Below are 22330 nucleotides of genomic sequence, written 5' to 3' on the forward strand. Positions count from 1 at the left end.
TGGTTGTATAAGATAATACAAGTAATGTGGGATGTCACATGAAATTGACTGTATATTTACAAAAAATAAATAAATTTCATTCTTAATTTAAACGAAGTTAATATGTGTCCGATACAATAACCATTGTAATTAATTTATTATATGAGGAGGATTTACGTGGAAAGAACTGCTTTACGAAAAGTAAAAGGTCTTATTGGATTATTGATGGTTTTTGTGTTAGCTTTTGTATCATTGCCGTGGAATACATCAGTCAAAGCGGAAGAGAAAAAACAAGAAAAGTCGCCAAGTGAGAAGAAGCTTGTTTTTCCAGTTGTAAGTGATGTGCATATTAAAGATAATGAAACGGATGATATGTTCCGCTGGAAACGAGCGATTGAACAATTGAATTCAATTGCACCAAAGCAAGATGCCTTTGTCATTGTAGGTGATTTCACGGATACAGGATCAGTAAAACAATATGATCGTTTCATGCAAGTGTATAATGACAATGCAAATAAAGATGCGGTACGAATGAATTCTCTAGGTAATCATGATTATTGGAACGGTTTATCTGTAGAGGGAGCGCAGAAGCGTTTCTTAGAAAAGACAGGAATGGAATCGATTTATTATCATAAAGTGGTAAAAGGCTATCATTTTATCGTAATGTCTCCAGAAAATGAAACGACACATGGGTATTATTCGGACAAGCAAATTAATTGGTTAAAAGAAGAAATGGCAAAGGCACAAAAAGATGATCCGGAAAAACCGATTTTTGTGTTTTTACATCAACATATTAAAGATACAGTGTACGGTAGCCAAGAATGGGGAACGAAAGATAGTGCGAAAATTAATGCGGTATTAAAAGAATACCCACAAGTAATTACGTTTTCAGGTCATTCGCATTATCCGTTAGATGATCCAAGATCGATTCATCAAAAAGACTTTACATCAGTTGGTACATCTTCTGTAAGTTATATGGAAGTTGAAGGTGGTAAAGTGCAAGGGAATATCCCTGCAGAATCTCGTGCATTAAGTCAAGGTTTATTAGTAGAAGTGGATGATAAAGAAGTAACAATTAATCGCCGTGATTTCCATACAAATTCTTGGACAGGCGAGCCATGGAAAATTCAGCTGCCATCAAAGAAAGAAACATTTACGCATGTAGAAGATCGTGATAAAGAAAAGCCATCTTTTACGAAAGATGCGAAATTGTCAGTATCAAATGTAACGGAAAACGCAGCAACAGTAACATTCCCGCAAGCGGTGGACAACCTTCTTGTTCATTCTTATCGTGTACAAGCGAAGGATAAACAAACAGGAGAAATTAAAAACAAACTGTTAGCATTCTCAGAGTTTTATCGTGATCCAGTGCCGAAAGAACTTACATTTACACTTGCAGGATTAGATGGCGGGAAATCATATACACTTGAAGTAGTTGCAATTGATTCGTTTGGTAATGAAAGCGCACAGCCGTTAACTGCAGAAATCACAACGAAAAAAGATAATATTGATCCGAATGTAAAAGTGCCAAAGGCAGACGTTTTTGATGTGAATTTCTTAGATGGTACATTTAAAGACAACTCACCGTTTGGAACAAAAGGTGATGTGAAAGGGAATGTATCGATTGAATATGATAAAGCGTTGAAAACAAATGTAATGAAATTAAGTGGAAAAGCAAATACATTTGGTTATCTTCCATTTTCAGCAGCACAAAAAGAAAAAGTAGCAAATTCATTTACGTTAGAAACTGTATTTTCGATGAATGAAATTCGTGGACAAGGAATTTTACAAAATACAGAGAGCGGCGGAATTGGTTTTGAGTCGACAGGAAGTGGATATGTTGAATTATGGGCTCATATTGGCGGTAGCTATAAACGTGTTGGCGTTCAGTTAGAAGCAAATAAAACATATCATTTAACAGGAACGTATAACGGAAGTGAAGTAGCCATTTATGTAGATGGTAAAAAAGTAAATAGCCAACCAGCTCAAGGGAAAGTATATCATCCAAACGTACCGTTTGCATTGGGAGCTGATCCAGATAGCAATGGAAATGGTGGCATTCCGTTAAATGGTCAAATTGCGCTAGCAAAATTATATAGTAAAGCATTAAGTTCTTCAGAAGTAGTAGCAGCGTACAATGAGTTTTCTAATCGTACGAAGTTAGAGCAAGTAAATGCGTTATTTGAAGAGCTTGGAAAAGTGAAAGAAGTATTGGCAGGTACTTATGAATTTGGTGAAAAACCAGGCCAATATTCACAAGAAGCTTTCAAAGAATTACAAAAAAACTATGACAATGCTAAGAAAGTGTTTGGGAATATGACAAGTACAGGTGAGCAGGTTGTTCAAATGTATAATGAATTAAAAACAGCAAACCAAACATTTGTACAATCAAAAGTGGCAGAAGAACAGCCAAAAACACCGAAAGAAAAATTACAAATCAATATTGAATCTGCTAAAGCTGTCGTAAAGAAAGCGCAAGCTGCCAATGTAACAGACGGTTCAGTTAAATCATTAAGTCAAAAAATCACTGTTGCAGAAGTTGTGTTAAAAGATAAAAATGTAAAAGATGGGTATGTTGAATCAATGAATCGTACATTAGAGCACGCTATTTCACTTGTTGAAAAAAGTATCAACAAGTAAGGTATAAGAAAAAGAAGCTTATCATGATAGGCTTCTTTTTTGTTATACTAAAAGTAGTATAGAAAAAGGGAGCGAATAATTTGGAAGAGAAAAAGCTAAAAAGAATTCTTGAATATGTATGGATCGCCGTTGTGCTCCTTGTAGGATATTATTTATTAAAAGATAAAAGTATATGGGTTTTATTTTTAATGACATTTTTATTAGCGGGATTAGGAACGCTATTTATTAACTTTTTCTTTGATAGTGTAAACGCGTGGAGAAAGAAAAAGAAAGAAACGAAGTAAGGGAGAATAAGTATACCAATGCAGATTATGTACTAACTTGCATTGGTATACTTTTCGTTTTACAATCGTTAACGAAAAAACATAATAGAACATGAAAATAGCTCGCCTTTATTATAGGCAAGCTATTTTTTATGCTTCTTTTTTCTCATCACCTGTTTTTTCAGTAGCTAAATGACTATGTTTTCTAGAGTAGAAGAAATAGACGCATAAACCGACTATAAGCCAGACTGCAAAGCTGATCCATGTCGTTTTAGACAAATTAATCATTAAATATAAACAACAAAGAATAGCGACAACCGGTAGCGCAGGTACGAGCGGCGCACGAAAGCCTCGTTTTAAATCAGGATGAGTTTTCCGTAAAATAAGTACAGCAAAGCAAACGAATGTGAAGGCTGTTAACGTACCGATGTTTACTAAATTCGCTAGTAAATGTAAATCTAAAAGCCCTGCTAATAAAGCTGCAAATACTCCAGTAATCCATGTGTTTAGTAAAGGGATTTTTACTTTTTTATTTACGCGTGATAACGCTTTTGGGAGTAAGCCGTCTCGGCTCATTGCATAAGAAACACGAACTTGTCCATACATAACGACTAAAAGAACGGTTGTCATTCCTGTCATCGCACCAACTGCAAGTAGCCCCGCAATAGTATCTTCGCCAACGAAATGCAGTGCAAATGCAACTGGATCAGAAACATCTAATTGCGTATAAGGAACCATACCTGTTAAAACGAAAGATACGATCATGTATAAAACTGTACAAATAAGAAGGGAACCGATAATGCCAATTGGTAAATCACGCTGCGGTTTTTTCGTTTCTTCTGCCGCAGTTGCGATTGCATCAAAACCTAAAAAGGCGAAGAAGACAGTGGCAGCGCCAGTAATAATACCGTCGTATCCGAATGGAATGAACGGTGTCCAATTTTCAGGCTTTACATATTTTGCGCCTGCTACGATAAAGGCGATAATAACTGCTAATTTTATAAGGACCATAATATTATTAATGCGTGCGCTTTCGCGTATACCAAAACTTAAAAGGCCAGTAATGAGAAGTAAAATACAAACAGCCGGTAAATCAATGAGACCACCTTTTCCTGTTCCGGGGGCTGAGGAAATAATGGCGGGAAGGTGTATATTGAACCCTTGAAGCAATGATTGTAAATATCCAGACCAGCCAACAGCTACCGCTGCAACTGCGAGTAAATATTCGAGCATTAAACACCAACCAACGATGAAGGCGACGACTTCTCCGACGGTCATGTATGCATAAGTATAAACACTGCCAGAGACTGGTATAGAAGAAGCGAATTCGGCATAACAAAAGGCCACACAAGCACAAGTAAATGCAGCAATAAGGAATGATAGCATAATACCAGGACCAGAATGTTTCGCCGCTACAATACCTGTTAATACAAAAATCCCTGTCCCAATTACGGCGCCGATTCCTAAAAACGTTAAATCGAGTGCCGTTAATGTTCGATCTAGCTGCCTCGGTGATTCAGTACTAAGCGCTTTTTTTCGTAATAATGACTTCACTTTGGACTCTCCCCCCGTTTTTCATCTCCATAACTGTGAATAGTGTGAACCGATTGGAAAAGAGTACGTAAGTGAATGAAGGTACAGTTATGGTATGTAGTTTTTTGAAATTTCTGGATTAATTTTAATATAATTCAGAATATTTTGTCAAATAAAACTTTAACAAATAAAATGCCAGTTGTAAGGAGAAACTATGTGCAGAAATAGATACGTGTTAACAAAAAGATTCACTTTATATAGTAGGAGAAGATGCTATGTTATTTTATTTCGAACTTGTTGTTATTTTACTTTGTACGAAATTAGCTGGTGATATTAGCGTTAGGCTTGGCCAACCTTCTGTACTTGGTAAATTAATCATTGGTATTATTATCGGTCCTGCGGTGTTTGGTATTATTAATAGTTCAGAACTTATTGATGAGCTTAGCGAAATCGGTGTTTTGCTACTTATGTTTATGGCGGGACTCGAAACAGATTTAGAAGAGTTAAATCGGAATTTAAAAGCGTCATTCGCAGTAGCGGCTGGTGGGATTATTTTCCCTTTCATTGGTGGATATGTAACGGGACTGCTTTTCGGATTAATGCAATCCCATGCTATTTTTTTAGGATTATTACTTTGCGCAACATCGGTTAGTATTACGGTGCAAACGTTAAGAGATTTAGGGAAAATGAATACGAGAGAAAGTACAACGATTTTAGGAGCGGCTGTATTTGATGATGTGATAGTCGTTATTTTATTAGCATTTGTAATGAGCTTTTTAGGAACGCAAGATGTGAATATAACACTTGTCATTGCAAAGAAAATTATTTTCTTTGTAAGTATTGTTTTTATCGCATGGAAAGTCGTTCCATGGATTATGAAAATGCTTGTCCCACTTCGTGTGTCTGAAGCGTTAATTAGTGCGGCTCTTATTATTTGTTTTTCATTTGCTTATTATAGTGAACAAATGGGAATCGCAGGTATTATTGGAGCTTTTGCAGCAGGAATTGCGATTTCTCAAACCGAGTACAAGCATGAAGTGGAACATAAAATTGAACCGATTGCGTATGCGGTATTTGTACCAGTTTTCTTCGTAAGTATTGGAATGGAAATTACATTTCAAGGTATCGGAAGCCAACTTTGGTTCATTATCATTATGACGCTCATCGCAATTTTCACAAAGTTAATTGGATCAGGTTTAGGAGCAAGACTAACAGGATTTAACTTACAATCTTCTATTAGTATTGGTGCGGGGATGGTGTCGCGTGGGGAGGTAGCGCTTATTATCGCAGCAAATGGATTAACTGCTAATTTATTAGCGAAAGAAAATTTCACAGCTATTGTCATTGTTGTTATATTGACGACGATTATTACGCCGCCACTTTTGAAGAAGTATTTTGTATAGAGAGAAAGGGCTTATCTTATGTAGGTAAGCTCTTTTTTTATCACAAAAAGCAATAGTCATGTAGCGTGAAGAGGTTGTAATTATGGTAAAATCTACGTATATGTTAGGACAAGGAGAGAAATGTGTGAAGATTACGAAGGGGAAGGTTATAGGTGTAGTTATACTCCTTTTACTGTGTTTACCATTTATTATAGGGAAAGAATCAAAAGTGAAAGGTTTTCCGGTTTCTATTTTTTCTTCTCAAGTGGAAGGCCGTTATCCACAAGAATATAAATACACTGCATTTCTACCTGACTTTTCAGTTTGGATAAATGGATGGGAAAAGAAGTGGACAGAAGGGGAAAGAACCGTGTATCAAAAAGGGGAGCGTACTGTAAATGTGTTTCATCCTCCTGGTGATGATGGCTATTATCTCTATGAAGAAGGAGAATATGCGAAATAAAAAGCAGCCGCAAGAAGTGGAGGGTAAATAGTGAAAGCTTCAACATTACTATTTAAAATTGAAAATAATATGGATCAATTTTCACCAGCTGAAAAGAAGGTTGCCATGTACATAATGGAGAACGCAGAGATTGTTCCAAATTTAACGACAAAAGAAGTGTCTACAAATGCGGGATCGAGTGAGGCGAGTGTTGTACGTTTTTGTAAAACAATCGGTATTGGAAGCTTTAAAGCATTTAAGCTAGCGCTCGTTCGTGAATTAACAATTGTTGATTATAATATTAACGATTTTTCAGTGATGAATACAGAAGATGGACCGTATGATTTGTTTAATAAAGTTACATATGTGAATAAAGCTGCAATTGAGGCGAGTGTTACTGCGATAGATAAGAAGGAACTTGAGAAAGCTGCAGATAGTATTGTAAATACTAATAAGATTATATTTTATGGTGTTGGTGGATCAGCTACACCGGCGATGGACGGAGCTTATAAATTTACTAGGCTTGGATTTACTGCGATGATGCTATCCGATTTTCATATGATGTTGCCACTCGTAACAAATTTAAAAGAGGGAGATATATTTGTGGCGATTTCAACTTCTGGGCGGACGAAAGATGTACTTGAAATGGCGCAATATGCGAAAAGACAAGGTGCTACAGTTATTGCGATTACGAAGCTAGATCAATCATCTCCTTTATATAAAGCGGCAGACATTCGCCTTTGTATGCCAGATGTAGAGCAAGATCATCGCATTGCAAGTATTGCTTCACGAATGACGCAACTGAATATGATTGATGCTTTATACGTTATTACTTTTAACCGTATTGGTAATAATGTGATAGATCAATTTATGGAGACAAGAGAAGAAGCTCTGCGGTTACGGAAGTTAAAGTAAAAAGATGGGGCAACCCATCTTTTTTTGTGGCTGGACATAAATTTGTCATGAAAAGAAATGAAATTTCATAAAATAAGAAAGTAATATTGATTTTAAATTTCTTAAAGTTATAATAAAAGTATGAAATTAAATTTCAAAGAAGGTGACAACATGTTAGAAAATTTATCTACAGAACATCGTAATGAGAAGACAATGAATTTAGATGAGATGAGCATAAAAGAAGTTTTACAAAGTATGAATCAAGAAGATCGAACTGTTGCGTTAGCAGTTGAAAATGAAATAGAAGAAATTGAAAAGGTTGTACAGATTGTTATTAAATCTTTTGAAGAAGATGGACGATTAATTTATATTGGTGCTGGTACGAGTGGTCGTTTAGGCATTTTAGACGCAGTGGAGTGCCCGCCGACATTCGGTACAGATGACAAAATGGTACAGGGATTTATAGCAGGTGGATTGAAAGCGTTTACTAAGGCGGTAGAAGGTGCTGAAGATCGTGAAGAGTTAGCAGAAGAAGATTTAAGAAGTATTGGATTAAACGAGAAAGATACGGTTATTGGAATTGCAGCAAGTGGTAGAACACCTTATGTAATTGGCGGATTGAAATACGCAAATAGCGTGGGAGCGAGTACGGCGAGTATTTCTTGTAACAAAAATGCTGAAATAAGTAAATATGCAAAACTAAATGTGGAAGTGGAGACAGGCGCAGAAATATTAACAGGCTCAACACGTTTGAAGGCTGGGACAGCGCAGAAGTTAGTACTGAATATGATTTCTACAGCGTCTATGATTGGTGTAGGGAAAGTATATAAAAACTTAATGGTAGATGTTCAATCAACAAATGAAAAATTAGTAGAACGCTCAAAACGAATTATTGTGGAAGCGACAGGCGCTAGTTATGAAGTAGCCACAGAGTATTATGAGAAAGCAGATCGAAATGTGAAAGCTGCAATCGTTATGATATTACTACAGTGTGAATATGGGGAAGCACTAGAAAAATTAAAAGGTGCGAAAGGATTTGTGAAGAAGGCACTTTAAACTCTGGGGAGGGGGATTCTGTTATGAAGAAAGAAGAGATAATGGCGAGTAGGATTACGGAGCAACTTGGGGGAGTAAAAAATATTCGTGGCATTGCTCATTGTATGACGAGGTTACGATTAACGCTTCATGATGAAAGTAAAGTGAACATAGACCTTTTGAAAAAGGTTGAAGGCGTTATGGGTGTGATTGAAGATGAAACACTTCAAGTTGTCGTTGGTCCAGGAACGGTAAATAAAGTAGCGGCTGAAATGGAAGGTTTAACAGGACTGCGAATTGGTGAAGTGGCAGATCATCATCTTGAAGATCTTGGGCAAGAGATGAAGTCAGAAATTAAGAAGAAAAATAATACACCAGTGAAAAACTTTTTACGAAAAATAGGAAGTATTTTTATTCCGTTAATTCCTGGTCTTGTTGCATCGGGAATTATAAACGGGGTTGCCAACTTTGCGAAAAATGCTGGTGCTGATCCAAATGCTACATGGCTACAAATGTTACTTTTAATTGGCGGCGGTATCTTTACATTCTTAGGCATTTTAGTCGGCTGGAATACAGCGAAAGAATTTGGAGGGACACCAGTTCTTGGGGCAATTGCAGGTATTTTAATTTTCAACCCAGCGATGGCGAATGTAAAATTATTCGGTGAAGCGCTCGTACCTGGACGGGGCGGATTATTTGCAGTTATTTTTGCAGCATGGCTTATGGTTGTAGTTGAAAGACAAGTTCGAAAAGCAGTGCCAAATGCAGTTGATATTATCTTGACACCACTCATTACTGTATTAGTGGTAAGTATAGTAACGATGTTAGCAATTCAGCCAGTTGCAGGTTTCTTATCTGAAGGAATTACAAGCGGAATTAATGCTATCTTAAATATTGGCGGAGCATTTGCCGGAGCTGTGCTTGCCGGAACATTTTTACCTCTCGTTATGGTCGGATTGCATCACGGTTTAACACCGATTCATATGGAATTTATTAATCAAACTCACGTAACGCCTTTATTACCAGTACTCGCAATGGCAGGTGCTGGGCAAGTAGGAGCAGCGATTGCTATTTATGTGAAAACAAAAAACAAACGACTTCGCAACGTGATTAAAGGTGCATTACCAGTTGGTTTTTTAGGAATTGGCGAACCGTTATTATACGGGGTTACATTACCACTTGGGAAACCGTTCCTTACTGCTTGTTTAGGTGCAGCTGTCGGTGGTGCATTCCAAGCGGTTATGCACACAGCTGCACTCGGAATTGGCGTATCAGGATTATCTTTAATCCCATTAATTGCTGATAATAAATATTTATTATATTTCCTTGGATTAGTAGTTGCATATACTTTCGGATTCATCTTTACGTACTTCTTCGGCTTTAAAGAAGAAATGGCAGAAAATATATAGAAAAAGAGAAAGGGATTTCCTTTCTCTTTTTCTATTAAATAGAGAGGGAGATTTATATGATAGGAGTTTCAATTTATCTTTCAAAAGAGAGAGTAGAGAAACAAGAAGAATGGTTAAAAGTAGCGAAGGAAAACGGTTTTTCATCTATTTTTACATCACTTCATATACCAGAAGATGATCCGGGTACGTATCGGGAGTTAATTCAAATACTTGGGAAACAAGCTCTTGAAAATGAAATGGAGTTAATGGTCGATGTGTCGCCAAAGTCGTTAAACCATTTAGGAATAACATATGAAAACGTGGAGGAGTTATTGAACTGGGGCATTACTGGTTTACGAATGGACTACGGCATTGCGCCGAAAGAAATTGCACGCGTATCTCATAAGATGAAAGTGGCTTTAAATGCGAGTACGATTACAGAATCATTTTGGAAAGAGTTACTTGCAGAAAATATACAAGTAGAGAATGTAGAAGCATGGCATAATTTTTACCCGCGTCCAGAAACAGGACTAGCAAAGTCTTTCTTACAAAAGAAAAATCAATATTTACATGAGTGTGGAATAAAAACGATGGCATTTATTCCAGGTGATGGGGAAAAACGTGGCCCATTATATGAAGGTTTACCAACGTTAGAAAAGCACCGCAATATGCGCCCGCTGGAAGCGTATTTAGAGCTTGTTCAAGATTGTCATGTCGATAAAGTGTTAATTGGAGATATAAGCGGGAGTCTAGAAAGTGTACAAGAAGTCGCGAGTGCAAGTGGTGGAATTATTCCGGTGCGGTATCAATCATTTATAAATGATAGCCGTGCGGTACAACTGATAGAACGGGTGCATACGAACCGGCTTGATCCAGCGCGTGATGTAATTCGCTCTGTAGAATCGCGTGAAGAAAATAAAGTTGTATTACAACCGATGAATACAATTGCAAGAAAACGTGGCAGTATTACAATCGATAATGAATTGTACGGTAGATATGCTGGGGAGCTGCAAGTTGTTATAAATGATTTACCTGAAGATGAGAGAGTGAATGTTGTTGGAATGGTGATTGAAGAAGATGTGTCTTTATTGTCTTATATTGGTGCTGGGAAAAAATTTCAACTTTTTTAAGTAATGGAATGAAAGCTTGAATTAGCACTATTTTGTAAAAAACATTATTCGTAAAGAGGATAATGTTTTTTGTTTTCTTTAAAAAAGCATTTGACGAATAAAAGGAAATATTTTGTTGTTTTTATAAATAACTATTCAAAAAACACAAAAATTGAAGGTGATAACTTATTTTTTGTTGAATCATATAATCACTTAAAAATGAGTGGGAAGAGCAATACCTGGAGTAGGCACATTAATTAGTATAGTAGCTTGGGGAAATGCTATATATCATGCAAACAACGCATACCGTTCCATTTAAATAAAGGAGATGTAATATGGAAAATTCATTTTTAAATATTGTTTTCCCAATCCTTTTGTACATGATAAGTATGCAATTTCTAGGAAAAATGGTAGAAAAATATATAAGTAAAAAGAGTATGTTCGTAGAATATATTTATGGATCAAGTTTCTTTATTTGTTTTATTGTCACACTGCCGATTTTATTATTAACAACTTCTACTTCAGGTGTACATTCCATTTTATTAGCAGGGGTATTAGTAGGTGGATTAGGAACACTGTTTTATGGAATATTATTCGTGCTTAGAAAAATTAATAGCCGAATGTATGAGAAGATTAGTAAGTGGTTAAAGGCTGATTAATAAATACACCTCGCCATTATTTATATGGTGAGGTGTATTTATTAAGAATGTTTCCGCATTAAAGCTCTAGTCGGCTGAACAGCAACGGTTTTAAAATGAGAAAATAAATAACATCCTGTCACGACGATAATTGTCCCGAAAATTTGAATCCATGTTAGTTCTTCTCCGAGGAAAATAAATGCTAGGATAGCTGTAAAAATCGGATTGAAATTTAGAAAAATTCCCGATGTAGTAGCACCTAATTTTTGTACACCAATATTCCAAAATACCATACAAAGGACTGTTGAAACGAGTCCTGTATATAAAAGTGATGTAATAAAGGAAGAGTTAACATTTGAAACAGTGAAGTTGCCTATGTTAAATGGAAGCAATAAAATGACGCCAAAAATGCCAGAATATAACGTCGCCATTAGTGGTGTAACTGTTTTTGTCGCCCATTTACTACAAACAGAATATATCCCCCAAATACATACTGCCGCCATCATCCATAAATCTCCGCTATTAAAATGTAGTGAAAATAATAGAGCGAAATTTCCTTTCAAAAGAACAAGGATGACCCCGGAAAATGAAAGAATCATAGAAAGAATTTGAAGTGTATTAACTTTTTCTTTTAGAAATAACACAGAAAATAATGCAATCGAAATAGCGTTCAATGTAGAAATAAGACCTACATTCGTTGCGGACGTTTTTTCTAGTGCTAAAAATTGAAAAATGTTAAAAAGGACGACTCCTGAAATTCCCATAAGTATTAATGGAAGTATTGCAGAGCGTGGTGGTATGATTTTTTTCTCTTTAAACCATACGATCGGTAATAAACAAATGATCGCAATCATCCATCTTAAACTTGTTAGTGTCATCGGAGACGCATGATCAACGAGTGATTTCCCAACGACGAAATTTCCTCCCCATAGTAAGCTCGTTAGTAATAGTAAAAAGACGTAAAAATAAGGCATGCTAAAAACCCCTTTGTTGAAATAAGAATGAACTGTAAATAATTTTAGCATTTTTCTTTATTATCTAATATATTCTTTTGTATAATGATAAAAACTCGATAAAATGTTTCGTTAGAAATCTTATTTACAGAAAAACATTCAGTTTTATATAAGTTATGAGATGTTTCTTCGAATAATCGTCGGTAAGAAAAAAGGGGGGATTTTGATGGAGTCATCTGTTATTAAGGTGTTAGATGATTTGGATATACAAATTTTAGATATACTGCAAAAGGAGTCACAAGTAAGTAATGCGGAGCTTGCACGCCGCGTTAATTTATCACCGGCTGCGATGCATGCACGAATAAAAAGATTAGATGGGGAAGGGTTTATTGATAAGCAAGTGGCAATTTTAAATCAAGAAAAGCTTGGGTTTGATTTATTATGTTTTATTTTTATGAGTACGAATATTCATCAATCGGATAAGTTGGAAGTGTTGGAGAAAGAATTAGAATCGATGCCGGAAGTGTTAGAATGCCACTGTTTAACAGGAGAGTATGATTATTTATTAAAGGTGGCGAACCGTGATCGTAAAGAGCTGGAGCATTTTATTAGAAAGCTGAATAAGCTTGGTATTACACGTATACAGACGAGTTTAGCACTTCGTGAAATTAAATATTCGACGGTATTGCCGATACGAAACGAGGGACCAAGCATCGATTAGATTGCTTGGTTTTTTGTTTGTGTAATATTCAGAAAAGTGATTGACGGGGAGAAAAGAGGACTGTATTATTATATATAATTATGAATTAATATTCATTTCTTTTTATAAATATTAATGTGCTGGGTAAGGGGATATAATATGAAAATTTGTAATGCGGTTACAAGTGATGTGAAAGAGATTTATAACTTAATTGAAGTGTACGCGAAAGAGGGAGTTGTTTTGCCACGTTCTCTCTTGTCTCTTTATCAATATTTACAGTGTTTATATGTCATGAAAGAAGACGGGAAAATTGTTGGAGTTGCTGGATTGCATGTATTAGGGGAAGACCTTGCAGAAATCCGGTCATTAGTAGTTTCGCATAAATATGCAGGGAAAGGGATAGGGCGCATGCTCGTAAATCATGTGATGGAGGAAGCTACGAAAATAAATGTAAAAAGAGTAATTTCCTTAACGTATGAAACAGTATTTTTTCAAAAGTGTGGATTTGATTTTGTAAATAAAGAAGCATTGCCAGAGAAAGTATGGATTGATTGTAGACATTGTCCAAAGGTTGATTATTGTGATGAGGTGGCGATGGTTCGGTATGTTGGTGAAAATTTTATAGAGAAAAAGAGCCCACTATTATGTAAATAATAGTGGGCATCTATATTTCAATAAGAAATGAGAGTGTTATTAAGAATTTGAATTCGTTTGTCTCACGGCAAAATTATAAAGTGGATCTCTAAGTTCATAGTTATACGTAAAACCGTCGACAATTCCTACAACTTTATCGTTATCATAAAGGTCGAGCATAAATTGTGCCATTTGTTTTGCAGTGTGGAATTTCGGTACAACATTATCGTATTGGAACTCATCAATATCAAATGAGCGTTTTGCAAATTCTGTTTCAGTTGCAGCAGGAGCTAAAACTTTTGCTTGCAGTTTTGCGCCTTGTTCTTTCAGTTCGTGAGATAGTCCTTCTGTAAATGCACTTACATAAAACTTCGTAGCGCAGTACGTAACAGCATTGGCAACAATCGTGTATCCACCGCCCGATGAAACGTTGATAAGCTGTGTTCCATCAACCATTGAATAATCTCGAACGAAAAGAGAAGAGAGTATAGTTAGTGCTTCTATATTTAAATGCAACATCGTCTCTATTTTATTTAAATTTTGTTCAGCAATTGAGGCGAAATTACCAAAACCTGCGTTGTTAATCCACGTTTCAATTTGAAAACTTTGTAGACTTTCATAAAGTTTATAAACTTCTTCTGTGACGGATAAATCAGTTTTTCGAATGACAACATCCAATTTCGGATTCATTTCGTTAATTTTCAATTTTAACTCTTCTAATTCTGCTTGTCTTCGAGCTACAAGTATTAAGTTTTTTCCGCGAGATGCAAAGGCTAAAGCTGATTCGTAGCCGATTCCTGAACTAGCACCAGTAATAACAGTATATTTCATATAAAAGCCTCCTAAATTCAAATTATTTTATTATGGTTAGATTGTATTTGTTAGAGTATACTCTAAGTCAAATGTTTTTTTATAATCTGGATGTGGCAGTAAAATATATGAGGATAAATGGCATGCGGAGGGAGTATGAGTATGTACACAATTAGTGAGGTAGCTAAATTATTAGGAATGAGCACACATACATTACGTTATTATGAAAAGGAAAATATATTAATTGCAAATCGCGATGCAAATGGGAATCGAATTTATGAAGGGTCACATATAAAGTGGTTGCAGTTTGTAATGAAATTAAAACAAACACAAATGCCGATAGCAAAAATAAGAGAATACGCTAGATTATATACAGAAGGTGAGCATACAACCGGGGCTCGGTTGCAATTGTTAGAGGATCATAAAAAATCTATTCAAACTCAAAGAGAAAACTTAGTAATTACAGAGAAGATGCTTGAAAATAAAATTATTGCATACAAAGCCTCGTTGGAAAATAAATAGATTAAAAAATACTCTGTTCCTTGTTACGTGATGAAAGATGGATTTGATCTATGAGTATTTCATCATAGTGTGCGGACAAATTAAAAAGAGCAGCTAGCAAAAGCTAACTGCTCTTTTTAAGGGATCTCTCCAAGGGGGAATGGAGAAAATCTTATGTTACTAGCATTATTGACAGATTATTGAGAAATATACATGCAAATTTAAGAAATTTAAAATGTTTTTTGGTTAATAAAATCCGGGTGTTGACACTTTATCAATTGGTCATGTAGAATATTTGTGAATGACATTCAGTCATTTTTCTGTAAAAGGGTGTAGATAAGCAACTTTTATATGTAGTTAGCTTAATAACGGAACAAATATAAAGATAAATGAGGATGATATTGTTTTTTAAATAGTAGTTAGCATGAGATTATATTTTTTAATTAAAAATGACTGACGGTCAGTCATTAAAAAATAGAAGGTGAGAGATATGAAAAATAAATCTTGGTTATATGTCATATTAACATGTATTTTTGAAGTCTTTTGGGTGTTTGGTTTTAATACAGCTCATACTTGGTGGCATTGGGTCATTATTGTAGGAGTTATCGCTGTTGATTTTCACTTCCTTTCTAAAGCGTGTGAACATCTTGCGACAGGGACAGTATATGCGGTGTTTGCTGGGGCTGGTACTGTAGGTACTTTCTTAATGGATGTTTTTCTTTTCGGTGGAAGTTTTAGTTTAGGAAAACTATTCTTCATTGTGATGGTTGTAGCAGGCGTTATCGGTTTAAAATTGGCTGATAATAAAGCAGAGACGGTGGAAGAAACTATGGAAGGAGCTGCTTAAAAATGGGTTGGTTTTTCGTATTTTGTGCTGCAATTAGTGAAATAGTCGGTGTGATAGGCCTTAAAATGTATAGTAAAGATAAGACGTTAGCAAATGGAGCGATTTATATAGGTGGATTTGCAACTTCCTTCGCATTTTTATACACATCTTTCTTGTTCTTACAAGTAAGTGTGGCTTATGCGGTTTGGATTGGCATTGGAACAGCAGGCGCAGTTTTATTAAATATGTTTCTGTTTGGTGAATCGAAAAGTAAGGCACGTTTGATTAGTGTAGCTCTTATCGTATGTGGAGTTACGGGATTAAAGGCTCTTTCATAAGAAATTGATATTAAATTTGAATCTCCTAACGATTTGTTGGGAGATTTTTATTATGAAAAGTGCACTATAATTGACAGTACAGCTAGTTATTTTATAAAATGAGTGACAGTCATTCAATACGCGTGTGAAAGGGTTTAAATGATGAATAAAAAAGAGAAAATTGTCTTTGCGGCTATTGAAGTGTTTCAGGAAAAGGGCGTTGAAAAGACGAAGATTTCTGATATCGTGAAGTTGGCTGGTATTGCGCAAGGAACTTTCTATTTATATTTTCCTTCTAAGTTATCTGTTATGCCTGCAATAGCAGAAGTGATGGTTGAGAAGATGATACTTGCAGTGAAAGAAAAAGTACAGAACGATGCGCCTTTTTCAAGTAAAGTTGAGCAGGTAATAGATGCAGTATTTAACTTTATAGCTGAATATCGTGAAATACAAGCATTAATGTATGCGGGCCTTGCATCTACTGAACATATAAAAGAATGGGAAGCTGTATATGAGCCTCTTTATATATGGCTAAGTGAATTTTTAAGTGAGGCAAAAGAATCAGGTGAAATTCGCGATTCAGTTCACGCAGAAAGAACAGCAAAGCTATTTATCGCCCTTGTTGAATCAGCAGCGGAACAAGTTTATTTATATGATCATAAAGATGATGAGCAAGTCGAGCTACAAAAGGCAGAAGTACTAGATTTTTTAACACATGCACTACATATAAAGAAATAGTAAGATGAACCTGTCTGAAAAGGTAGGTTCATTTCTGCGGAAAACTGAATGATAGTCATTCACCGTGTATTTATGTATGTGTGGAAGAATAGAGTGAAACTTTAATGAGTGGAGGGCATCTTCATTCATTATTAGCCCGCAAAGAGCAGGATAAAGAAAAAGCTTCTTGGGCATTATTTTTGAGAGGAACTTACGGGAAGAGGTGTTAAAAAGTGAAGAAACCGATAAAAGAACAAAAGATGGTATTGATCATTCTTTTGAGTAATATATTTATCGCTTTTTTAGGGATTGGATTAATCATTCCGGTTATGCCATCCTTTATGAATGATATGAATTTAACAGGAAAGACGATGGGCTATCTCGTTGCAGTATTTGCAATGGCTCAGCTTATTTCTTCACCTATTACGGGTCGTTGGGTCGATCTTTACGGTAGGAAGAAAATGATAATCATTGGATTATTTATTTTTGGTGTTTCAGAGCTTCTGTTTGGATTAGGAAAAGATGTGTGGATGCTTTATGCAGCGAGGGTGTTAGGCGGGATTAGTGCTGCGTTTATTATGCCGGGTGTTACGGCATATGTTGCTGATATTACATCTATTAAGGAACGTCCAAAGGCGATGGGATATCTTTCAGCGGCTATTAGTACCGGGTTTATTATAGGGCCTGGAATCGGTGGCTTTATTGCAGAATACGGTATACGTGTACCGTTCTTTGTGGCAGCAGTTATTGCTTTTGTCGCATGCGTGATTTCTATATTTATTTTGAAAGAGCCGTTAACGAAAGAAGAACTTGCAGAGATTTCCGCTAATACGAAAGAATCAAGTTTTATCGGGGATTTAAAGAAATCATTAAATCCAATGTATGCAATCGCATTTATTATTGTATTTGTACTCGCATTTGGATTATCAGCATATGAAACTGTGTTTAGCCTGTTCTCTGATCATAAATTTGGTTTCGCGCCGAAAGATATTGCTGCCATTATTACAATTAGCTCAATCTTTGGGGTAGTTGTGCAAGTATTTATGTTTGGAAAATTGGTAGACATGTTCGGTGAGAAAGTATTAATTCAAATATGTTTAGTTGTAGGAGCAGTGTTAGCATTCGTTTCAACTGTAGTCTTTAATTATTGGAGTGTACTTCTCGTTACGTGTTTTATTTTCTTAGCATTTGATTTACTTCGTCCAGCTTTAACGACATTTTTATCAAAATCAGCTGGAAAAGAGCAAGGATTCGTTGCTGGTATGAACTCAACGTATACGAGCTTAGGAAATATTGCAGGACCGGCGATGGGTGGAATATTATTTGATATAAATATTCATTATCCATATGCTTTCTCAGGTGTTGTTTTAATCGTTGGCCTCGGCATTACATTTATGTGGAGAGAGAAACAGCTAGCTCAAAGTTTTGCGAAGTAATGTAGTGAATAACGAAAAGCCTCTTACTATTTTTATGGTAAGGGGCTTTTCGTTTATAAACTTAATCCAAACCGCTTTAATTCAATAAATATTCCCTCTAATTGCTTTCCTTTATCCGTTAACGTGTACTCTACACGAGGCGGAACTTCTGGATATACTTTTCTCGTTAAAATCCCTTGTGCTTCCAATTCTTTTAGGCGAAGTGATAATGTTTTCGGACTAATCCCTTCCATTGATTTTTGTAAATCACTAAACCGTAATGTCCCTTCGATAAGAAGGTCACGAATAATTAAAAACGTCCATTTTGTACTAATTACGTCAAGAGTTTTAGCGATAGGACAAGGTATACCAGGTAAACCTTTCGTTAATACAACTGGATCTATATTGCTCATGGAAATAGCCTCCATAAAAATTTTTTGAATGAATTTGCTTTATAGTATCACAAAACTATCTTTTTGGTAACTATATGAAAAAAATATCACTACTTCCATAACGGAAGTTAATACATATACAATAGAAATACGAAATACAAAGGGTTTGTATGAGGAGGAGGTGATTTCCATGAGTATAAAAAAGTTGTTTGGGTTCTTTAGTTTTTTTGTCATTTGTATTGTGCTTGTAGCATGCGGCGCGGAACAAAAAACTGAAATCCAGTTATTAAAAGAAATGCCAAAGCCAAAAGCAATGACAATTGATCCTTCACTAAATAAAAAGGAAGCGACAGAAATCGTGCATGTAGCTCAGCGTTTTTACGCATTTTGGGATACAGGTAAAGAGGAGATTATTCCGCAGGCTGTTACGGGAAATTTCTTCGATAATACGTTGCCGAAAGGACGTCCACAAGGCATTGAAGGATTAAAGTTTGCAGCACAAAATTTTCGTAAAGTCGTTCCAAATATACATTGTGAGATTGAAGACTTATTAGTTGTTGGTGATAAAGTAACAGCTCGTCTTTCTTTTACAGGAACGCATAATGATAAGAAAATTAATTTTTTTGCAATTGATATTTTGCATGTGAAAGACGGAAAGATAACGGAAGATTGGCATTTAGAAGATAATCTTACGCTGAAGCAGCAACTCGGCTTAATAGCTGAAGAGTAGATCATATAAGGGAGAGAAAAGTGATGAAAAATATTTTTATTATAAATGGACATGAAAAATACGGTACGAAAGAAGGACGATTAAATAGAACGTTAGTAGATTATATGGTAACCGTATTAAGCGAGAATCATCATGTGAAAACAACAACGATTCAAGATGGCTATAGTATTAAGGAAGAACAAGAGAAGTTTTTATGGGCCGATGTTGTGATTTATCAAACACCAATTTACTGGTTTAGTGTACCGGGATTATTTAAAACGTATATGGATGAAGTATATGAATATGGCTTGTTCTTTAAAGGTGCAGATGAATACGGAACAGGTGGTTTATTAAACGGGAAGCAGCATATGTTTTCTACAACTTGGAATGCACCTGAAAAAGCATTCGGAGATAAGACGAAGTTCTTTGAAGGAGAAAGTTTAGAATCAGCGCTTAGTCATTTACATCGTGTGCAGAAGTTTATTGGTATGAGTCCGTTAAAGAGCTTTGCATGTTATGATGTGGTAAAAAATCCGGATATTGAGAAATTTTTGATGGACTTGAAGAATCATTTGGCTGAAGTAATTTAATAATAGTTTGCATCTTTGTGCGTAAGAAGGTTCATCTTTTAAAATGTAAAAGAAGGTACTACTAAGAGTGTAGTACCTTCTCTTGCATTCATAAAAATTGCTTAGTTTTTCTTAGCTTAAAGTCTTCATAAGCGGCATTTAACCTTTTATGAAATACGTTGAAAATCTTTACTCAAACAGGACTGTTTTAGTTTTTTTGATTGTATCAAATATTTAATATCAGAGATGTTATCATATGAAAGCTGAATATGATAATAGTTAATATACTCAAATAATGCAAAAACATAAACAAATAGTGCGAATGATAGCCCGCTTAAAGGTAAATGGGGATACCAAATTAAAAAATCAATAATAAACATACCAAGTCCTGTGATAATCAATCCTATATTTATCTTTTTTAGTCTTTTTAAACATTGAATGATCCAAATAGGCGTAACAGATGTTTTCTCTTTTTTTAGTCGTTTCCACTTTACGTACCAGTAAACCGTCCCTTGTAGTAAGAGAAACTCTAAAAGAAGAAATGAGACCCAAAAAGAGTATAGGGAATATAAATGTAATGTAGGATAAGCATAATTAAGTAAGTAACTTGTAAAAATAAAAGTAATGACTGAAAATAACTCACCTGTGTATAGATAGGAAAGCCTTTTTTCTAGGTTGCTTTTCATAGTTAGTCTCCTTTTATAAAAAACTTCGCATTTTAACGCAGGGATGGCTGTATCCATAACTTTGCAAAATTCGCCCAACCGAATGAATCAATTGTTACGTTTTTTAAAGAAGAAGGATATGTTTTTCTTTTTAAAACGTGATAGTTAAATAAAATGATGTGCTCTGCTTGTAAAAACTCTTCAATCTCATACATGAGTTCATAACGCTTTTCTTTATTTTCCTCTAGTAAAAATGTATCTAGCAAACAATTAATTTGTTTTTCATAGTGCGGGTCCATAAAGCGATTTACGAAGCAACTTTTATTTTTAAATATATTTAAGAATGCAAGTTCATGATCTGCAGCAAATACCTCTCCCATTAAAATAATATCGGCGTGTTTATCGATAGAACGATCCATATAATCTGAAACGAGAAATGGATGGAGCTCTACTTGTATACCTAAACTATCACAACATTCTTTTAGGAAATGTGCGTCATTTGCACTATCTTTAAATGCGAAGAAGTAAATATGTATCGTTTCTCCATTATAGGTGCTCTTTTTCAAATACCCTTTTGCTTTTTCTAAAGAGTAGGATCTTCCCTGAGCTTGGCGGCTTCTTTCAGGGAAAAAGCTTGATGCAGCAATTGTTCGTCGCCCCTCTATATTACGAAGTATCGTTTCAACATCATATATTTCTCTCCAAGCTTTACGAAAGTAAATGTCGTGGTGGGGACCAGGTTTTGTAAAGTTGAAGCTAGCATAAATACAGCCTATTTCTTCTATTTGTATGTCATGTCTTTCATTTTCATTCTCATTTGGTAATTCATAATCAGAATGTATTTTCACATGATCTGGAATACGCCAAAACTCAATGCGGTCTAGTAATGCACGCTCTTTGAAATAATGCGTGAAAGCTTCGAGCACTATATTATCTTCAGAGTAATGAGCAAGTTTGAAAGGTCCAGTACCTATGTAGTGATGATTCTGGATACTAGCATCACGCGGTAAAATCGCGAGTTGCATGGAACTTACATAGTGTAAGAAAAATAAATTTGGTTTTGCTAAATGGAATCGAATTTGCAGTGGTGATGGTGTTTCAATTTGAACAATTTCTTCTGTTAACCATTCGAAAGGAGATTGAACTTGTTTTAGTCTTTCAAATGAAAATTGTACATCTGTAGAAGTTAGAGCAGTTTCGTTATGAAAATGTATATCTTTTCTTAAATGAAACGTCCACGTAAGCCCGTCTTCGCTTAATTCCCACGTATGTGCAATGTGTGGTTCCATTTTTTCAGTAACATCATTATAAACGACTAACGTATCAAAAATTTGACTAGTAAGATGGCTCTCCGTAGTTACAGCCACAAAAGCAGGATCTAATGGGAATATCTTTCTTGATATAGGAATCTTCAATATGTCGTACATATCATTTGAAGGTTTGTATCCAAAATGATGATGTAGTTTGTTTTCTATTTTTTTTTGAAGCGCAAGAGGAAGGGGTTCTTTTAAAAGAAGAAAGACATCTTTTAATTTTTCTTGTGCTAATAAGTCATCTGAATAAGATTCAATTGCTTCTATTAAAGTATGTGAAAATATAATTTCTGATTTATTCCCGCGGCCTCGCCCTGGGGTCCAGTGAATTAATTGTTCCTCACTCATTTTCTTTAATAAAATCTTCACGTTTTTCGTACTGCAATATAAAATATCCGCTAATTCTTGTAAGCTATTTCGTATATGTTGTTGATCTTGTGCATGTAGCCTTAGTCTAATGTAATAGTCCATAATTTTCATATGTATACACTTCCTTCTATAATAAAG

The 22330-nt window shown here is 35.3% G+C and carries 24 protein-coding genes; 18 read left to right on the forward strand and 6 right to left on the reverse strand.

The features are described from left to right. The first annotated feature begins 156 nt into the window (after positions 1 to 156). Together KI356_RS02755 and KI356_RS02760 are read left to right on the forward strand one after the other, a co-directional pair. On the forward strand, positions 157 to 2619 hold the full coding sequence (locus KI356_RS02755) for a LamG-like jellyroll fold domain-containing protein (RefSeq protein WP_212934742.1): 2463 nt from the start codon (positions 157 to 159) through the stop codon (positions 2617 to 2619). An 80-nt stretch (positions 2620 to 2699) separates the two neighbouring features. After that, the gene (locus KI356_RS02760; RefSeq protein WP_000391508.1) at positions 2700 to 2903 is read left to right on the forward strand and encodes a hypothetical protein; all 204 of its coding nucleotides are present in this window, start codon (positions 2700 to 2702) and stop codon (positions 2901 to 2903) included. Between the two features lie 129 nt (positions 2904 to 3032). Here KI356_RS02760 and bcaP read toward each other — a convergent pair whose 3' ends face one another. Further along, positions 3033 to 4436 (reverse strand): branched-chain amino acid transporter BcaP, encoded by a 1404-nt coding sequence (gene bcaP, locus KI356_RS02765; RefSeq protein ID WP_212934743.1) that lies wholly within the window; start codon positions 4434 to 4436, stop codon positions 3033 to 3035. A 254-nt stretch (positions 4437 to 4690) separates the two neighbouring features. Between bcaP and KI356_RS02770 the strand changes: the two genes are divergently transcribed. The 7 genes from KI356_RS02770 to KI356_RS02800 all read left to right on the forward strand — a co-directional run bounded on the left by KI356_RS02770 (position 4691) and on the right by KI356_RS02800 (position 11324). Next, positions 4691 to 5818: a cation:proton antiporter gene (locus KI356_RS02770; RefSeq protein WP_002116450.1), complete on the forward strand. Its 1128-nt coding sequence runs from the start codon at positions 4691 to 4693 to the stop codon at positions 5816 to 5818. A 124-nt stretch (positions 5819 to 5942) separates the two neighbouring features. Continuing rightward, the gene (locus tag KI356_RS02775; RefSeq protein ID WP_212934761.1) at positions 5943 to 6260 is read left to right on the forward strand and encodes an outer surface protein; all 318 of its coding nucleotides are present in this window, start codon (positions 5943 to 5945) and stop codon (positions 6258 to 6260) included. 30 nt (positions 6261 to 6290) lie between these two features. Next, complete coding sequence (locus KI356_RS02780) at positions 6291 to 7154, forward strand: MurR/RpiR family transcriptional regulator (RefSeq protein ID WP_212934744.1); 864 nt, start codon at positions 6291 to 6293, stop codon at positions 7152 to 7154. A 150-nt stretch (positions 7155 to 7304) separates the two neighbouring features. Then, a complete protein-coding gene (murQ, locus tag KI356_RS02785; RefSeq protein ID WP_212934745.1) occupies positions 7305 to 8189 on the forward strand; it encodes an N-acetylmuramic acid 6-phosphate etherase in 885 nt (294 codons plus the stop codon). Positions 8190 to 8212: 23 nt separating this feature from the next. Continuing rightward, complete coding sequence (locus KI356_RS02790) at positions 8213 to 9577, forward strand: PTS transporter subunit EIIC (RefSeq protein WP_212934746.1); 1365 nt, start codon at positions 8213 to 8215, stop codon at positions 9575 to 9577. Positions 9578 to 9633: 56 nt separating this feature from the next. After that, positions 9634 to 10686, forward strand: coding sequence for a DUF871 domain-containing protein (locus KI356_RS02795; protein ID WP_212934747.1), 1053 nt, complete (start codon positions 9634 to 9636; stop codon positions 10684 to 10686). A gap of 314 nt (positions 10687 to 11000) precedes the next feature. Continuing rightward, on the forward strand, positions 11001 to 11324 hold the full coding sequence (locus tag KI356_RS02800) for a hypothetical protein (protein ID WP_212934748.1): 324 nt from the start codon (positions 11001 to 11003) through the stop codon (positions 11322 to 11324). A gap of 41 nt (positions 11325 to 11365) precedes the next feature. Here KI356_RS02800 and KI356_RS02805 read toward each other — a convergent pair whose 3' ends face one another. After that, positions 11366 to 12277 (reverse strand): DMT family transporter, encoded by a 912-nt coding sequence (locus tag KI356_RS02805; protein ID WP_212934749.1) that lies wholly within the window; start codon positions 12275 to 12277, stop codon positions 11366 to 11368. A gap of 205 nt (positions 12278 to 12482) precedes the next feature. Between KI356_RS02805 and KI356_RS02810 the strand changes: the two genes are divergently transcribed. Both KI356_RS02810 and KI356_RS02815 read left to right on the forward strand, forming a co-directional pair. Further along, on the forward strand, positions 12483 to 12977 hold the full coding sequence (locus KI356_RS02810) for an Lrp/AsnC family transcriptional regulator (RefSeq protein ID WP_212934750.1): 495 nt from the start codon (positions 12483 to 12485) through the stop codon (positions 12975 to 12977). Between the two features lie 138 nt (positions 12978 to 13115). After that, the gene (locus tag KI356_RS02815; RefSeq protein ID WP_212934751.1) at positions 13116 to 13610 is read left to right on the forward strand and encodes an N-acetyltransferase; all 495 of its coding nucleotides are present in this window, start codon (positions 13116 to 13118) and stop codon (positions 13608 to 13610) included. Between the two features lie 39 nt (positions 13611 to 13649). Here KI356_RS02815 and KI356_RS02820 read toward each other — a convergent pair whose 3' ends face one another. Next, the gene (locus KI356_RS02820; protein WP_128283166.1) at positions 13650 to 14420 is read right to left on the reverse strand and encodes an SDR family NAD(P)-dependent oxidoreductase; all 771 of its coding nucleotides are present in this window, start codon (positions 14418 to 14420) and stop codon (positions 13650 to 13652) included. A gap of 141 nt (positions 14421 to 14561) precedes the next feature. Here KI356_RS02820 and KI356_RS02825 point away from each other — a divergent pair, with 141 nt between their 5' ends. The 5 genes from KI356_RS02825 to KI356_RS02845 all read left to right on the forward strand — a co-directional run bounded on the left by KI356_RS02825 (position 14562) and on the right by KI356_RS02845 (position 18196). Beyond that, entirely contained in the window at positions 14562 to 14921 is a 360-nt protein-coding gene (locus tag KI356_RS02825; protein WP_212934752.1) for a MerR family transcriptional regulator, read from the forward strand. 469 nt (positions 14922 to 15390) lie between these two features. Continuing rightward, positions 15391 to 15747, forward strand: coding sequence for a DMT family transporter (locus tag KI356_RS02830; RefSeq protein ID WP_128283168.1), 357 nt, complete (start codon positions 15391 to 15393; stop codon positions 15745 to 15747). Between the two features lie 2 nt (positions 15748 to 15749). Beyond that, positions 15750 to 16064 (forward strand): DMT family transporter, encoded by a 315-nt coding sequence (locus tag KI356_RS02835; protein ID WP_000539672.1) that lies wholly within the window; start codon positions 15750 to 15752, stop codon positions 16062 to 16064. 138 nt (positions 16065 to 16202) lie between these two features. Then, a complete protein-coding gene (locus tag KI356_RS02840; protein ID WP_002116480.1) occupies positions 16203 to 16781 on the forward strand; it encodes a TetR/AcrR family transcriptional regulator in 579 nt (192 codons plus the stop codon). Positions 16782 to 16993: 212 nt separating this feature from the next. Beyond that, positions 16994 to 18196, forward strand: a complete 1203-nt coding sequence (locus tag KI356_RS02845) for an MFS transporter (RefSeq protein WP_128283169.1) — start codon at positions 16994 to 16996, stop codon at positions 18194 to 18196. Positions 18197 to 18249: 53 nt separating this feature from the next. Here the strand turns inward: KI356_RS02845 and KI356_RS02850 are convergent, their stop codons facing one another. Beyond that, positions 18250 to 18588 carry a winged helix-turn-helix transcriptional regulator gene (locus KI356_RS02850; protein WP_128283170.1) on the reverse strand — a complete coding sequence of 113 codons (339 nt, stop codon included), beginning with the start codon at positions 18586 to 18588 and terminating at the stop codon, positions 18250 to 18252. Positions 18589 to 18757: 169 nt separating this feature from the next. Between KI356_RS02850 and KI356_RS02855 the strand changes: the two genes are divergently transcribed. Together KI356_RS02855 and KI356_RS02860 are read left to right on the forward strand one after the other, a co-directional pair. Continuing rightward, on the forward strand, positions 18758 to 19297 hold the full coding sequence (locus KI356_RS02855) for an ester cyclase (protein WP_212934753.1): 540 nt from the start codon (positions 18758 to 18760) through the stop codon (positions 19295 to 19297). A gap of 23 nt (positions 19298 to 19320) precedes the next feature. Beyond that, positions 19321 to 19866 carry an NAD(P)H-dependent oxidoreductase gene (locus KI356_RS02860; RefSeq protein ID WP_128283171.1) on the forward strand — a complete coding sequence of 182 codons (546 nt, stop codon included), beginning with the start codon at positions 19321 to 19323 and terminating at the stop codon, positions 19864 to 19866. Between the two features lie 146 nt (positions 19867 to 20012). Here KI356_RS02860 and KI356_RS02865 read toward each other — a convergent pair whose 3' ends face one another. Together KI356_RS02865 and KI356_RS02870 are read right to left on the reverse strand one after the other, a co-directional pair. Then, the gene (locus tag KI356_RS02865; RefSeq protein WP_212934754.1) at positions 20013 to 20531 is read right to left on the reverse strand and encodes a general stress protein; all 519 of its coding nucleotides are present in this window, start codon (positions 20529 to 20531) and stop codon (positions 20013 to 20015) included. A gap of 32 nt (positions 20532 to 20563) precedes the next feature. Further along, positions 20564 to 22303: an SgrR family transcriptional regulator gene (locus KI356_RS02870; protein WP_212934755.1), complete on the reverse strand. Its 1740-nt coding sequence runs from the start codon at positions 22301 to 22303 to the stop codon at positions 20564 to 20566. Between the last annotated feature and the right edge of the window lie 27 nt (positions 22304 to 22330).

Origin of the sequence: Bacillus hominis, assembly GCF_018332515.1 — a bacterium.
GTDB lineage: Bacteria > Bacillota > Bacilli > Bacillales > Bacillaceae_G > Bacillus_A > Bacillus_A hominis.